13 protein-coding genes are annotated in these 14,803 nt (G+C 69.7%); 1 reads left to right on the top strand and 12 read right to left on the bottom strand.

The annotated features are described in order from the left end of the window. Positions 1 to 660: 660 nt before the first annotated feature. Positions 661 to 891, top strand: a complete 231-nt coding sequence (locus tag ACY34M_RS40015) for a helix-turn-helix domain-containing protein (RefSeq protein WP_462723604.1) — start codon at positions 661 to 663, stop codon at positions 889 to 891. Between the two features lie 374 nt (positions 892 to 1,265). Here the strand turns inward: ACY34M_RS40015 and ACY34M_RS40020 are convergent, their stop codons facing one another. From ACY34M_RS40020 to ACY34M_RS40075, 12 genes are all read right to left on the bottom strand, one after another. After that, a complete protein-coding gene (locus ACY34M_RS40020) occupies positions 1,266 to 1,604 on the bottom strand; it encodes a hypothetical protein (protein WP_462723605.1) in 339 nt (112 codons plus the stop codon). Then, the gene (locus ACY34M_RS40025; RefSeq protein WP_462723606.1) at positions 1,601 to 2,059 is read right to left on the bottom strand and encodes a hypothetical protein; all 459 of its coding nucleotides are present in this window, start codon (positions 2,057 to 2,059) and stop codon (positions 1,601 to 1,603) included. Before ACY34M_RS40025 ends, ACY34M_RS40020 begins: the two co-directional genes overlap by 4 nt. Positions 2,060 to 2,145: 86 nt before the next feature. Beyond that, positions 2,146 to 2,988: a helix-turn-helix domain-containing protein gene (locus ACY34M_RS40030; protein ID WP_462723607.1), complete on the bottom strand. Its 843-nt coding sequence runs from the start codon at positions 2,986 to 2,988 to the stop codon at positions 2,146 to 2,148. Next, positions 2,985 to 3,725: a DUF6879 family protein gene (locus ACY34M_RS40035; RefSeq protein WP_462723608.1), complete on the bottom strand. Its 741-nt coding sequence runs from the start codon at positions 3,723 to 3,725 to the stop codon at positions 2,985 to 2,987. Before ACY34M_RS40035 ends, ACY34M_RS40030 begins: the two co-directional genes overlap by 4 nt. A 162-nt stretch (positions 3,726 to 3,887) precedes the next feature. Further along, positions 3,888 to 4,511, bottom strand: coding sequence for a collagen-like domain-containing protein (locus ACY34M_RS40040; RefSeq protein WP_462723609.1), 624 nt, complete (start codon positions 4,509 to 4,511; stop codon positions 3,888 to 3,890). Between the two features lie 47 nt (positions 4,512 to 4,558). Continuing rightward, positions 4,559 to 4,891 (bottom strand): hypothetical protein, encoded by a 333-nt coding sequence (locus tag ACY34M_RS40045; RefSeq protein WP_462723610.1) that lies wholly within the window; start codon positions 4,889 to 4,891, stop codon positions 4,559 to 4,561. A gap of 41 nt (positions 4,892 to 4,932) precedes the next feature. Continuing rightward, positions 4,933 to 5,187 (bottom strand): holin, encoded by a 255-nt coding sequence (locus ACY34M_RS40050; RefSeq protein ID WP_462723611.1) that lies wholly within the window; start codon positions 5,185 to 5,187, stop codon positions 4,933 to 4,935. A gap of 12 nt (positions 5,188 to 5,199) precedes the next feature. Then, a complete protein-coding gene (locus tag ACY34M_RS40055; RefSeq protein ID WP_462723612.1) occupies positions 5,200 to 6,027 on the bottom strand; it encodes a peptidoglycan recognition protein family protein in 828 nt (275 codons plus the stop codon). A gap of 64 nt (positions 6,028 to 6,091) precedes the next feature. Continuing rightward, entirely contained in the window at positions 6,092 to 7,738 is a 1,647-nt protein-coding gene (locus tag ACY34M_RS40060; RefSeq protein WP_462723613.1) for a right-handed parallel beta-helix repeat-containing protein, read from the bottom strand. A 9-nt stretch (positions 7,739 to 7,747) separates the two neighbouring features. Continuing rightward, positions 7,748 to 8,971: a poly-gamma-glutamate hydrolase family protein gene (locus ACY34M_RS40065; protein WP_462723614.1), complete on the bottom strand. Its 1,224-nt coding sequence runs from the start codon at positions 8,969 to 8,971 to the stop codon at positions 7,748 to 7,750. 3 nt (positions 8,972 to 8,974) lie between these two features. Beyond that, a complete protein-coding gene (locus ACY34M_RS40070) occupies positions 8,975 to 12,178 on the bottom strand; it encodes a carbohydrate binding domain-containing protein (RefSeq protein WP_462723615.1) in 3,204 nt (1,067 codons plus the stop codon). A gap of 3 nt (positions 12,179 to 12,181) precedes the next feature. Continuing rightward, complete coding sequence (locus ACY34M_RS40075; RefSeq protein WP_462723616.1) at positions 12,182 to 14,803, bottom strand: phage tail tape measure protein; 2,622 nt, start codon at positions 14,801 to 14,803, stop codon at positions 12,182 to 12,184.

Raw genomic sequence — 14,803 nt, forward strand, 5'->3', positions numbered from 1 at the left:
TCTCCTAAAGCGGGTGTCGCAGGTTCGAATCCTGCCGGGGGCACAGCCTGCACCGCAGGTCAGGGAGTAGACGGGCCCCTCGTTCGTTCGAACGGGGGGCCTGTTCCATGACCGGATGCCACACGGATGCCACACCCCCCGGCGATCATGCTCGGTGGTCACCCGTTCGGGGGAATGAGTCGCATCGCGTGACCCCCTACAGTCCTCCGTGTGACGAGGGCTGGTGCGTCTCCCCACGCGCGCCAGACGGGCGCTCGTCTCATCCTGTGGTTCCGGGCGGGGAGGTCCGGTCCACAGGCCACGGCCCCCGTCGCGATTGTCGACGGGGGCCGTTGCGATTCACGGTAGAGGCACACGGCGTGCCCCGGCGACAATGCGGCCGAAGGCTTGACAACAACATGACGCAGCACCCCTGTCAGACGGACGGGCGTACATCCGGCAGGGGTGCCGCTAGGCCCTCATTCGCAGCCTGAGGGCGGATCATGGGCGCGGGTCATATGCGCGCCGAGGGCTGACTACCTCGAACCATCGTCCTTGAACTTCGAATCACTCGACCGTGGGTCAGGTTCGTACAGGGCTTGCACACTTGGTCGATTCGTGATCCAAAAATGTACGGTCGACGATACAGACTGTTGATCATGATCGGGTGAGCGTTGACGGGTGCCGCCCGCCCCGCCATCGCCACGCGTCCTCGCCGCCCGGCGAGCCCTCGGCGACCGCATCCGGGCCGCACGCCTCCACGCGAACCTCACCCAAGAGACTCTCGCCGAGCGCGCCGGCCTCGACCGGCAGGCCATCAACCGCATCGAGCAGGGCCACGCCTCTCCCTTCTTCGACAGTCTCGTCCGCATCGCCGACGCGCTCGGCATCCCGCTCCGCGATCTCGTGTAGCGGTGGAGGAAGGCGCTCGTTAGATGGGCGGCGGCACTTGACCGCCGTCGTGCCGCCGCCCTCCCGCGCCCCAGGGGGCTGTTGCGCGGGTGCTCGACGCGGCCGCCCCGGATCACGGGCACGGGACGGCCGCACCTGCCCGGCGACGGGGACCCGTGGTGAGGCCGACGCCGGGAGCTGATGGTCGGTTGGTCAACGGCGCTTGCGCCGCCCGACAGGCGCCGTCTGCTGGGCGGGCGGGGGCGCGGGGCACGTGCGGTGGATGTCCACGTTGGGGCCGGCGCCGGAGTTGGTGAACATCGGGAGAGTGTCCGCCTCGTCGCCGGACCGGATCGGTTTCTGGCACCTCCAGCAGAGGCGCCCGCGGTCGATGGTCAATGTGCTCGGCCTTCTTTGATCGTTCGTCGCAGCTCGGCTGAGGCCGGGCACAATGCCCCGTTGTCGGCGCACTGCTCGCACTTGGAGGCGTGGTCGAGGAGCTGCTCGTACGCTTCGCCTGCTGTGCAGGTCGGGCAGCCGCGCGGGAACCAGTGCCGTCCGGTCTCCTGGTCGTCGCGTTCGCCGAGGTCGACGCTGTGGCCCACTGCGAGGGCGCGGCTGCACCACACGCAGCTCCGCCCGCACACCTGAGGCTCGGACAGTGTGCCGACGTCCGGTACGGCCACGAGGCTCGGCTCGACGGCCGCCCGGGGTGGTGCTGTTCGTGGGGTCATCCGAATGCCTCCGCGCGAATTGAGCTGGCGGCGGGGCCGAATGCCGCGGCCAGGTAGGCGGGATCGGTGAGCGCTCCGGAGCCGTCCGGGGTGTCGAGCCAGAACCGGTCGCAGGCGCGGGTTTGGGTCGGCGGGCAGTGCAGCGGCCAGCCGTAGGAGTGGACGGTGAGGGATCGGACGTCGGCGAGTTCGGCGTCGGCGTCCAGCGGGACGAGCCACCATGCGACGTCGAGCCCGGAGTCGAGGAGCAGTGGCCCGCGCGCCTTGACGGGGATTCGCTTTCGCGCCTCCAGGGCCGCGACGAGTTGGGCCTCGGCGGCGAGCCACTGCGTGCAGCGGATAGGGGCGAGCCCGCCTACTGACCACACCTCGTGCACGAGGCGTGCGTGCCCGGTGCGGTCGGCAAGCCACGCATCGCCGGGAGGGTGGTTGGTTGCGCGACGTTTTGCTGCCATGTCCAGGAACGTAGGGGCGCGGCAGACGCGGTTGTTGATCGATTGCGCTTGATTGCATTTAACGGTGCGTCAGTTGCGCGGGTTGTTCATGCGAGGTCGAGCGCTGCCCTCGCGCGGCCGATTAGACGGCGGGCGATCGGGCCACGTTCGGCGGACTCGGTGAGCCAGTCCCACGCCCGTTCGTACAGGCGGATGTCCTCCTCGGCCGTGAGCCACAGTTCCTCGGTGATCGTCTCGACGATCACCTGCCTCCGGTCGTAGATCCAGAAGCTGTGCGCGGCGGTGCGGCGCAGCTCGGCGCCGAACGGGATCACGGCGAGGTCGACTTGGGGCTGGCCGACCACGTTGTACAGGCGGTCGAGCTGGGCGGCCATCGCGTCCTTCGGGCACGAGCGGTGGTAGAGCGCGGCCTCGCACAGCAGGAATCGGAACTCGCGGCCCGGTTCGTACAGTGCCTCTTGGCGGCGCATGCGGTTCTCCACGGCCTTGTCGGTCGTGGGCGGGATCTGACGGAAGGCGGCGTTCGAGTCGAAGATGACGCGCGCGTACTCGCGGGTCTGCAACAGGCCGGGGATGCGGGCGACCTCGAACGCCCGGATCAGGCGGGTCGCTTCCGTCTCGCGGATCGCGAGCTTCTGTCGCTCGGCGTGCCCGCCCGCGAGCTGGCGGCGCCACGTGCGGTGCTTCAGCTCGACGCCGGCGCGCAGCCCCTGGAGTTCGGGCTCGACGTCCGGCCGGCCAACCGCGACGACCCACTCGGCGATGTCCGCGGCCTTCGCGGTCTGTCTGCCGGTCTGGAGGCGGCTCACCTTGGAGGGCTGCCATCCCAGCTTGGCCGCGAGGTCTTTTCCCTCCATGCCCGCCTCGGTGCGCAGCTCGCTGAGCCGTGCGCCGAGGATCTGCCGGGCCTCCTGGAAGTCACTACTCACATACGGGAACGTACCCGCTGCTCAAACTCGGGTGCAGGCAGAGCGTGGTGCCATGCGGCGTCGCGGGCCTGGCAGGCGGCGAGGACTTCGGCGGGGTCCTCGGTGACGTAGACGCCGAGGGTGGTGTCCGCGTCGTCGAACGCGAACCGGGCGAGGATCTGTGAGTCGAACAGCCAGAAGTCGTAGTCAGGGAGCCGGAGTCGCTCGGCCTGCGCGCGCGTGAGGTGGCGGATGTCCTCCCCCGCGGCGATGTTGCTCGGCGCGCTTGCGGCGAGAAACCGCTGCCCTTCCGTGGCCGGTTCGTCGACGAGGCGGACCCGTTCGAACCGCTTCCCCTGTGCGGTCTGGGCCTGGACGTTCTCGCGCCACGCGTTGGCCGGGTCGGCGGCGATGTTCTCGCCCGCTCGCCAGCGGTCCCACTTCGGGCTGTTGCGGTCGGAGGCGTAGCCGCGGCGGGTCTCCAGGCGCCAGGCGGTGTGCCGGAACTCGCGGAACAGGTGGCTGATCTCCTTGAACGGGACGAGGTCGGGCGCGGCCTCGCGCGGCGCGTAGCGGGTGAGGAGTTCGCGGGGGACGCGTACGAACGACTCGGACGGCTTCACGTCGCGCAGCGCGGCGAGGTGCTCGGGGTCGGTCTCGATGTCGCCCTGGACGAGCACCTCCTCGGTCTCCGGGATCTCGTACAGGGTGGGGCAGTCGCCATCGTCGCTGTTGGTGCCGATGAACCGTAGGGTCATGTCGTCCTCCGTCAGCGGGTGTTGGGCAATCAGAATGCGCCATACCGCTTGGTGGGCGGGCGCGGATTGTTGAGGATTGCAGATCACGCTCCCTGGTTGCCGATTGCGCGCAATCGGGCATGACGAAACGGCCCCCACCACCCGAAGGCGATGGGGGCCAAGTCATGCGTACTGGCGCCGTTGCGGATCAAGTGCCAAGGCCAGAGGCTGAGACTCCGACGGCGAAGGCTCCGGCTGCTCCGGCGGGGCTGCGCCCACCCGACGGCACACCAGCGCATCAGGATCGCTGGCCGGCGCCTGCCACGAGTAGCCGGTCGGACACTCCGTCGTGCCGTTCGTCCCGTCCTTGCCGTCCGCACCGTTCTGCCCTGAGGGGCCTGGAGGCCCGGACGGGCCCGGCACGGTCGAGCCCGGCCCCGGCACCGTCGAGTCCGCACCCGGAACGCCCGGTGCACCAGGCGACCCCTGCGCGCCCGGGGACGGCGTCAACGTCGGCGCCGGCTTCCCCGACGCCCCACGCTGCCCCCGCGGGCCCGGCACGAGCACCGGATCGCCCACCTTCTCCGGCAGGTCGACCGCCCGAGACGGATCCGGCGCGGCCGGCGTCCCACCCTCCGCCCTCACCTGCTTCCGCAGGATCCGTACGTCCTCGGCGAGCGTCGTCACCGCATGGCCTCGCCGCGCAGCCTCCTCGCCGAACCGGTCCGCGCGGCTCGACTCCGCGTCGATACGCAGCCACACGAGCACGATTGCGCCGGACAGGACGAGGAGCACCGCGGCGAGCATGAGCGGACGCCAACGGCGGGCGAGGAGCGGCTGTGCGTGGCGTCCCGTCACGTCCGTTGACCTCCCAACTCGGCGAGCTGCTCGCGTAGCCGACGGTTCTCGTCGCGAAGGCCGCCGATCTCGGTCAACAACTCGGCCTTCTCCGTTCGGGCTTCGGCGAGCTCGCGGTACGCGGCGGCGAGGAGGCGCTCGTTCTCGGCGAGCTTCTCGCCGAGCTTGTTGCGTTCCTCCTGGAGGTTGTCGACGAGCGACGAGTAGCCGCCGAACACGGCCCCGGACTGTGAGGCCCGGTTGGCGCCGCGCTGGCCGATGATGGCGGCCGTGGCCGCAGCGAGCCCGACGACGATGCTGCCGACCGCGCCGAGCGTCGCTCCGTCCACGTAGTACCCCCTCCATCACGGCCAGTTGCGGAACAGGGGGATCAGATACTCGTCGGGCCGCGCGGAGTGTCCGCGGTGGCCACGGTCTCCGTGATGCCGGGGCCGGTCGTGCCGCCGCTCGCCACGACCGCGGTAAGCAGGGCGGCGAGCGCGGCGAGGCCGCCCACCGACAGGGCCGCGCCCCAATCGACGTCGAGGATGCCGAGCCCGTCGCCGGTGACCAGCGCGAGCACGGCCTGCGCGAACGTGCGGATCATCCGCTCGAACGTGGCCTTCCAGAAGGCAAGCGTCATCATGTCCAGGCCCCCTTACTTCTCGGTGTCGACGTCGAGGCGGACGGTCACGGACTCGATGGCCTCGCTAATGCGCTTCATGAGCGCGTCGACGTCGACCGGGTCGCCGCGGTCGGCGAGGGCCTGCGCGAGCGTCTTGATCGTCGCGTTCTGCGCGTTCACCGTGGTCTGCGTCGCGCGCACGCGGTTCGCGATGTCCGAGAGGACGCTGACCGCCTCCCACGTCGGGTTCGTCTTGATCGTGGTCGACGTGCTCGGCGCGGGGACAGCGTCCGTGCGCCACACCGCGTTGTAGATGTCCTGCTTGGTCCAACCCGCCAAGGGGTCCTCCTCGATACTCTGGCCGGCCACGAGCCGCTTCGCTCGGGCCACGATTTCCGGAAGCTGGGCGACGATGCGCGGGCCGGGGCACGAGGTGTGCCCGCCCCAGGAGGAGCCGCCCATCGCGTGGTAGCCGAGGCCCTTGCCGCTCGGCGACGAGGCGATCTGAAGGGGCACGGCGTACGTCTTGTGGGCCCATGCGAGGACTTCGGCGTTCGCGTTGAGCTGCGCCTCGGTCAGGGTGTCGCCGCCCTGACCCTCGTTCTCGACCGAGAGCCACGAGCTGTTGCCGCTGGCCTGCGCCCATGCGCGGTCGGCGGTGTCCACCCACTGGTAGAGCGCCCCGGTCTTCCCGGTGCCGAAGTGTGACGATGCCTGCGCCCGGCTGTTCCGGAACCAGCTGTCGGTCCCGGCGAGGGTGCCGGCCATGATGTGGACGACGACACCGCGCACGGACGCCTGACCGCCCTTGGTGTAGTTGGTGGGGATCGGGCGCCATGTGGCGCTGGAAAGCCGAGCCATGAGACTCCAGATAAGAAGAGAGCCCCGGCCAGCGGCGCGGGGCGTACAAGTGGTGCAGGGAAGTTCAGGAGGCCAGGTCAGCCGAGGCCGTACTCGCGTTCGTGGAGCTGTCGGACACCGCGCCCGTTCCCCACGTCGATCCCCGCCAGTCGTTGCCGAACCGGTGGACCAGATTCACGGCCGGCGTCGTCCCGCTCACCCCGGCCAGGCGCAGGCCCCCGGCTCCCTCCGGCGTACTGCCGTACGGGCGGGCCTTGTTGCCCGTGATCGAGATCGAGGACGAGCCGCCCGTGACGTTGATGCCCCAGTACGTTCCGTTGGAGTCGCGGCTGAATCCCTTCAGGAAGTTGCCGCGGATGTGGACGTCGGAACTGCCTTCGTCGACGAGGATGCCGCCCTTGCCCGGGTAGCAGACCTGATTGTCGGCGATCGTGACCTGCGTGCAGTTGACGGCGGTGATGCCGTAGCCGTGGCCCCAGGTGCACTGGTTGGAGCCGACGGTGACCCGGTTGCATGCCTCCATCGAGATGCCGGTGTTGCCGATGTTGGCGACCGCGTTGCCGGTGACCGAGGTTCGCTCGACGTACTGGAGGCGGATGCCGTTCGCGGTCGTTCCGGTGCCGTCGAAGACGTTGCCGGAGATAGCGACGTTGAGGATCGTGCCGGAGGTCTCGCCGCGGGCCTCGATGGCGTCCGCGTACGTGCCCATGTCCCGGAAGGTGTTGCCGACGATCGTCAGGTTGCGCATTGGCTGGGACGCCTTGGTGTCCACGCCGTTGACGTCGCTCGTGTCCTTCGAGTCCGTGAGGATGTTGGACCGCAGCCGGACACCCGAGCCGCAGCCCACGAACGCGTTGCCGACGACAGTCAGATCCTCGTAGACGTAGGCGCTGATCGCGTACTGGAGCAGGCCCTCGAAGCTGTTGTTCGCGATCCTGATCCGGCGGTGCCAGCGTCCGATCGTCGCCGAGTGCGAGCCCACACCGCGCGGCCACGCCGTCGTCCCGGACGTGTCCGAGTTCCCGAAGTGACAGCCGCTCACCAAGATGTCTTGGCACGGAGTGTGGTCGTACGGGCCGAAGCCACCAAATTCCTCCGCGCCCTTGGCGAGGTCGAGCTGCACCGCCTCGGAAAAGCCGCGGCTCTTGTCGGCGGTGTTGTCGACGTAGCCGCGGAACTGGCAGCCAGTGATCGTGCCGTGCGACGTCGAGTTGAGCTCGATGGCGTGGTAGCCGCTGACGTCCCGGACCTCCAGGTCCCGAATCACGATGTCCGTGGCGTGCCCGATGCTGATGCACATGGCGGCGCCGGTGAGCCCCGACGTGGTGCCTCGCATGTTCCACAGGCCGCCCTCGATAGTGATCCGGGAGTGACCGCTGTACCCACCGAGGGCCTGGCCGCTGTCCCCGTTGATGAGCATCGTGCCGGCGACATTGCGTCGGAACTCGGCGCCCTGCATCAAGGTCAACCGGGTGTTGGAGTAGATGCGGAGCGTCTGCCCGATCAGATACACGCCCGGCGGCACGAGCACCTGCGCGCCGCCGAGGTCCCTCGCCGCATTGAGCGCGGCCTGGATGCCGGGCGAGGAGTTGGTGCCGCCGGACGCGTCGGCCCCGTAATTGGTGACCATGAACTGTTGCCTCTGGTTCATGGACTCCAGACGCCCGGCCGTGATGTCCATGCCGGGCTTCCACTCCACAGGGGTAGCCAAGAGTGCCTCCTACAGGGATGCGATCGCCGGTCGGGCGAGAGAGAGGGGGGTGCCCGCCTGGTGCGCCTTGAGGACGCCGTTCACGGAGCGCGTGACAGCGAAGGTCTGCGGTGGTGGGACGTCGTTCGAGAAGTCGGCCCATGCGGCGGTGACGGGAAGGGCGTTGGTGTTGGCGGACGACAGGATCGACCGCATGCCGATCTGGCCGGTTGCGGTGAGGTCGCCGTCCGTGGTCTCCAGTTGCCAGGTGGAGGGCTCCGGATCGCTGGCCTGCCACGCCTTGGCGCGCAGGGTGGTGCCGTCCGTCTGGAAGCGGATCCGGAACGCGCGGTCTGGTGCGTGCGTGAGTCCGGTGGTGCGCTGCACGAGGAACGTCTCGGTGCCGCCGATGCGCTTGCGCAGGGTGAGGATGACGGCCTTGCTGGTGCTGAACTCCAGACGGGCCAGGTACATGTTGCTGGCGTCCTGGTAGCGGGCGACCAGGGCGAGGAAGTGGCCGCCGCCGGTGGCCAGCTTGTCGGTGGACACGGTGGCGGTCAGGTCGGCGTTCGGCGTGGTCGCGGGCACCAGGCAGTAGCGGGAGCTGTTGATGCTGCCCAGGGCGACGACGCCGTGCCCCTGGAACGCCTTGCGTACTGCGGCCGCGTAGGCGGTGAACGCCGCGGTGCGCTGGCCACTGTCCCGCATGGCGCGAGTGAGGTCGCCGTTCGGGAAGAACGCCGCGCGCTGCGCTCGGCTCAACTCCAGCTGCACGCCCACCGAGAGCACCGTCTCGTTGCAGATGTTGTTCAAGTCGTCGCCTGCGATCTCCGACGGCGCGTTGCTGACGGAGAACCCCGCCGCGGTCAGGTTCGCGGTGATGCGGGCGATCAGCGCGGTGTCGAGGCCGCCGATCGCGGTCTCGGCGACGCCATCCGTTCCGGCGAAGCCGTGGAACGACAGGCAGCGTCGCGCGTTGTGGACGATGCCCTCGCAGATCGGCTCGTCGAAATGAGTGCTGGTGACGTGCAGGTCCGTGTTGCCCGAGGACTTGATGCCGGCGAACTCGTAGAAGGTCATCAGGCCGTCGCCGACGGCACGCGCCAGCTCCCCGGACCCCGCCTCGATGCCGCCGCCGTGGATGGCGATCGAGCACCAGGTGGCGCCGGGGACCGTGACGCTGCGCCGCTCGTACGCGGTGCCCTCGACCTCGGCGGCCGCCAGCGCAGCGTACGAGGGGTAGAGGTCAGCCACAGGTCATGCCCCTCCGATCCGATAGTCCGATGCGCTGCCGCCCGAGGTGGCCCACATCTGACCGTTCGACGACGTCCCCCACCCCCCGGTGAGGGTGCGGGCGAACGAGTCCGCGGTCAGCGGGCTACTGCTCGGCACGACGGCGCGCGGGGCCCACACGTAGATGGGCTGAGCCGCGGGCGTCCCACCGAAGCGGGGGCGGGCCTTGCCGCGCGAGGCGTTGGCCGGCGCCGTCAGCGTCGCCTCCACCCACGTCCACTGACCGGCCGGGACCGGGATGCCGACGCTCAATCCGCCGGTGGACAGGTACGTGCCCGCCGCGTTGTACCAGTGGAGCGTCGGCTGCACGTCCGTGAGGGCGACCGGTGAGTACACCCACATGCCCGACCGGTACGTCTGCCCGGGGACGATGCTGCCGACCGCGGACAGCGCCGAGGCGGCGCCGATCACGGCGCTGGTCCCGTTCGGGGTGATCCTCAACGACGCGATGCCGCGCGGATGCGACACGGACCGGTCCCAGGCCAACGTCGAATTCTCCACGGTCCAGCCGTCGATGCCCTTCTCGAAGAAGGAGTCCGCAGGCAGTACGACGGTGCTTCCGACGGTTTCCACTCGGATGACCTCGCCGCCCATGGAGATGTCGAACGGGGTCTCTCTGGGGTCGTCGGTCCACTGCGATCCCGTCGTGAGCACGGTCAGTGCGGTAGCCGTCGCGGAGACTGCGCCAACCAGCTCGGAGCCGTCCGTGTCCGCCTTCCCGTACTGCGGGTGGTCGGCCTTCGCGGTCATCCACGGGCCGCCCGGCTCACACGTCAGCGTCACCACCCACGAGCGCGGCAGAAGCGTCTCCGACATGCCGGTGATGAGGAGATCCACCGGCCCGAACGCCACCTGGGGAGGCAGGTTGAGGATGCGGAGGATGTCGCCCTCGCGCAGCGCCAGCACCTGCTCGATCAGCTCCGGGTGCTTGTGGAGCCGCAGCGTGACCGACGGATAGCGGGCCCCGTCGTACGTGCCCAAATGCAACAGCCACGGGGCGATGAACTGCGGCTGCACGTCGTCGGCGACGTTCAGCGTGACCGACTCGTCGTACAGGCCGATCCCGTCCGGCGGCGCCTGCACCGACAGCGGCCCCTCTTCGAGGACCGCACGGCTCGAACTTCCGGCGGTACGCGTGACCGTGATGTCGTTGCGGGTCGCGTCGTCGTCGTCCGTCGGCTCCAGCGAGTCCGCGGCGATCTGCCCGGCCGCGTAATCGAGTACGAGCGCCGGTTCCTGCGTGTAGAGGCTGGAGCGATCCCGGTAGAGGAGGCCGAGGCGGTCACGTGACTCGACGAGCATGCCGCCATCAGCGTCCGCGGCCTCCTGGAGCAGGGCGAGGAGCGTCTCCGGGCGCTGCGGGCCCACGCGCTGCGTGTCGAGCGGCCCGGCGGTCCGGGCGACCGGGATGGCCTCCTCGTCAGCGAGGCGCCGAATCCGATCCCACGCGGTCTCGCCCGCGTACCCGGTGTCGCTCCCGTCGTAGAGAGTGTTGTCCGCGGTCGGCAACACGGAGATGTGGCCGACGCTCCACCCCTCCGTCAACTTGCCCCAGGTCGCGGTGACCGCTGTGACGTGACCGGCCAAGCCCGTCATGGTGAAGAAGCGGTGTTGCCTGCGGCCGGTGATGTTCTCCCAGCTCACCTGCCACGTACAGGTACCGTCACCCGCCTCGCTGGCCCACACGCGCAATCGGTGCCACTCGTAGAAAGGAGCGACATATTGGAAGGACGCGGTCAGGGTGAACAGAGCGGCGCCGGTGGCGTCGAGGCCCTGGATTCGGGCACCATCGGTGCGCATGCTCACGACCAGACGGCGGACGGTGCCGGTGGCGGAGACGCTCATCACCTCGGCGTAGTCGCCGCTCTGCGGCGGCTCCTTGCCATCGGCGTTGTACACCATCTCGACCTGCCACTGTCCGACGTCCGGGTGCGCGGGCACGATCGCGGACAGGGTGCCGTCCGCGCCGATCTTCGGCAGTGGGCCGGAGGAGGGCAGGGTGTCGACGGCGGCGAACTCAACGCCGGTGAGCGCGGCCGGGGTGACGCCAGTGATCGGCGAGTAGGCGCGGGTGGCCTCGCGGTTCTCCTCCATCGGCCAGTACGCGATGGGCTTCCCGGAGGGGATACGGCGCCTGAGCGTGGAGTCCAACGGCTTCACGCCCTGCCCGTAGCGGCGGAGGATGCCGGCCGCCTGCACGGGCGTCCACACGTCCGCCCCGCTGGCGACCCACTTCTGCGGCCACGACGCGATCTCCCCGACGAACAGATCCTGCCGGTCCGACACGGTGGCCGCGCCCGCGAACGACCAGCTGCGGCCGGCGGAGTCGGAGAACGTGGCGGTGCCGACGGGGCGCTGCGTGAAATCTGGGTTGGCGACGACCGTGCCGTTGATCCCGGAACGGACCTCTGCCGCGTAGACGCGTCCCTCCAGGGCGCGTCGGGGCGGCGACGCCGCCAGGTCGCTCGGGGCAATCACCAGCGGCGCCGTGCTCGCGAAGATCGTGACCGGGGTGGTGTCCGAGTAGTCAGTGCCGATCTTCGTCCACGGCCCGGCCAGGGACTCGGCCCAGTAGTGCCGGAAGGTGTAGCCGCCCGCGGGCGCGGTGGTGTCGAGCGTGACGCGGACGGCCCCGCGCCGAGGCATAGGAGGGAGCCTCCGCGAGGCCCATGGGCCGGAGAGGCCGTCGCGGGTGACGTGCAGGCACAGCGCACCGTTCTCCAACCGCAGGTGGTAGGAGCGATTCCCGAGCAGGCCCCACTTCCCGATCAGCATGGTGGAGCCGGGTCCGTGCCAGTTCGCCTCGCCCTCCCATCGCAGGTCGAGGCTGCCGGGGATGTCGAGCGCCGCGACGTTCGGCGTCGAGGCGTAGTTGGCCGGGTCGCCGTCGAGGTCGAGGAAATGGTCGGCGCCCGGCAGCGACAGGCGCACCGGGGTGTTGCGGCCGATGAGCCCGTAGTACGGGCTCATCGGATTCCTCGGCGAGAAACGGCCGTCGCGGTTGTTGATCGTCAGCGGCACCGATGCCGGTTCCGCCGTCGTCGCCCCGGACCGGATCCCGCGCGTGTGCGTGATCGCGTCGCGGGTGTAGACGGAGCTGGTGATGTCCGTCCACGACCCGGCCTTGATCTCGACGCGGAGCCCCAACGGGTCCTCGGGAAAGGCCACGAGTCACCCCCTTCCGAGGTAGAGCTGTACGTCACCGCGACCGCTGTTCTTGATCTTCTGGCGGATCACGGACACGATCGCGTCGCCCATTTCCCCGCCCAGCTCGACGCGGTGAGTGACCGTCGACGAGCCGCCACCGCCGCCACCGCTGCCGGCCGTGGCTGCGCTCACGCCTGCGGCCATCGCTGCGGACGGCGAAGGGGTGGAGACGAGGTTGGACATCGTCCGGTCGATGACGCCGGAGTTGGCCTCCGCGCCCTTGGCGATGCCGGCCGGGATCCAGTGGCCGATCTTGTCGGCCATGAGCCGCGACGGGCTGTGAATGCCGAGGGCCTTCGCGATCGGTCCGGGGATCATCGACTTCGCGAAGCCGATCAGCTTGTCCTTGAGCCAACCGCCCATGCGCTGCACGCCGTTGTACAGGCCGTAGATCAAATCCCTGCCCTTGTCGGCCAAGAGATCTTTCAGGCTGCCGATGGCGCTGGCAATCCGACCGGGCAGCCCGCGCACCCACGCGATCATGGAGCTGACCTTGTCGCGGGCCATCGTGTAGAAGGCGTAGAAGCTGCGGGAGGCCCAGTCGCGGAGGGTGCCGAGCAGCCCGGAGATCGCCGCACCGACCCGGCCCGGTAGGCCCTGGAGCCAAATCACCATCTCGGCCATCTTCGTGATCGCCCACGTCTTGGCCTGCCCGAACCACTCGGAGATCTTGCCGGGGATCGAGCCGAGCCAGGCAACGCCAGCAAGGATCCAGTTCACTGCGGCAGTTACCCCGGCGACGATCGCGTTCCAGGCCACGAGCGTCCACGCCCGCACCTTGTCCCAGTTCGCGATCACGAGAGCGACCAGGGCGATCACAGCGGCGATGATCCAGCCGATGGGCCCCATGGCGATCAGCCACTGCGCGGCCATCACCGCAGCCCACGCGACCGCGCGGGCGGCCATCATGACGAACTGGGCTGCGGTCGTCGCAGCCACGCGGATGATCTGCACCAGCCACGTCGCCGCCATACGGGCCGCCGACAGCGCCCACACGGCGGCCGTGCGCGCCGCCGATGCTGTGGCCGAAGCCGTCATCGTCAGGAACGAGGCGACCGAGCGGGCCGCCATCATGGCCCACGCGCCCGCCGCACGGGCCGCGGCGAGCGCCTGTGTGCCGGCGCTGCGCACGGCCGCCGCACCGGACGTCGTCCAGCCGATGGCCGTGCGGGTCGCGGCGATCGTGGCGTTGACGCCCATCAGGACGAGCGCGGGCACCAGGACACCCGTGATGATCCCCGCGACGACCTTGAACGTCGTGCTGTGCTGCTGCATGAAGCCGAACACCGTGACCAGCGCGGGCAGGACGTAGGCGCCCAATACGTTCACCAGGCCCTGCATGAGGGTCCGCTTCACTGCCGTGAGCTGCGAGGCGACGTTGTCACGCATGCTCTGCCCGAGCTTGTCCGCCGAGCCACCCGCGCCGTCCATCGCCTTGGACGCCTTGCCGACGTTCAGCGAGAACAGTGCGGCGCCGAGATCCTCACCAGGCCCACCGAACAGGGTGGATACAGCCTGCTTGACCTTCTGGCTGCCCGGCCCGGCCTCGCGCATGGCGTCCAGGACCTTGCCCATGGCTGCCTCGCCGCGCGAACCGCCGGCCGCGATGTCGTCGCCGATCTGCTTGGCGTTGAGCCCCAAGCCCTTCAGTGCGTCGGTCGCGCCCTTGGACCCCTCCGTGGCCCGGATGCTGAGTTCCTTGAACGCGTCCGCGATCTTGTCGGTGTCCTTGGTCCAACCGCCCTCGATGCCCTGCCGGATGAGGCCCATCGCGGTCTTCCCGGACAGGCCCGCCGCCTTGAACACGGGGCTGTACTCCTCGAACGTTTCGAGGAGATCCTCGCCGGAGCGGCCGAGCCCCTTCGATCCCGCGACGAGCAGGTCGAAAGCCTGCTTGCCGTTCTTGGCGAGACCGTTCTTCACCATCGCGCCGGCCGCGTTCGCCGCCATGCCCACGTCGACCTCCATGACGTTGGCCAGGTCGGCGGCGTTTGCGGCGATGGACTGAATCTGTGCGTTCGTGGCGTGCGGCGGGACAAGGCCGGCGGAGGCAATGGCCTTGATGGTGTCCGCGGCGCTCTGGAAGTCTTCGGTCACCGCGCTCGCGTACAGCTTTCCCGCGATCTTGCCGTACTGCTGAGCAACCGCGGGGGTCGTGCCCAGTTGGGCGCCGAGACGGCCCGCCACCTGCGACTGCTCCATGGCCTGCGTCAGGCCGTTCATCAGCGCGGCACCGATCGCCCCGCCGATGAGGAGCCCCTTCACGTGCTCCAGGGCCCCGGACAGTGCACCGGCCGCGCGTTCGCCGCCGTCCGCTGCACCGTCAGCGGCCCCGTCTCCCACGTTCGTGCCGATCTGGCGTCCGGCCGCCACGAACTGCCCGCGCGCGTTCCTCAGGCGGCCGTCTGCACCCTGTACTACCCCGCTGCCGAGCGCCTGCCCGGCCCGCTGTCCGGCGCTGTCGGCGTCCCCGGCCATGCGCTGCCCGGTGGAGCGGAGCGCTCCCTCGGTGCGACGCAGGGCGGGGGCGACGCCTCGGTCGTCGAGGGTGATGAGTCCGGTCAACTCGCCGACGGTGAGCGCCAC

Source organism: Streptomyces sp. EDA2-14 (genome assembly GCF_054963755.1).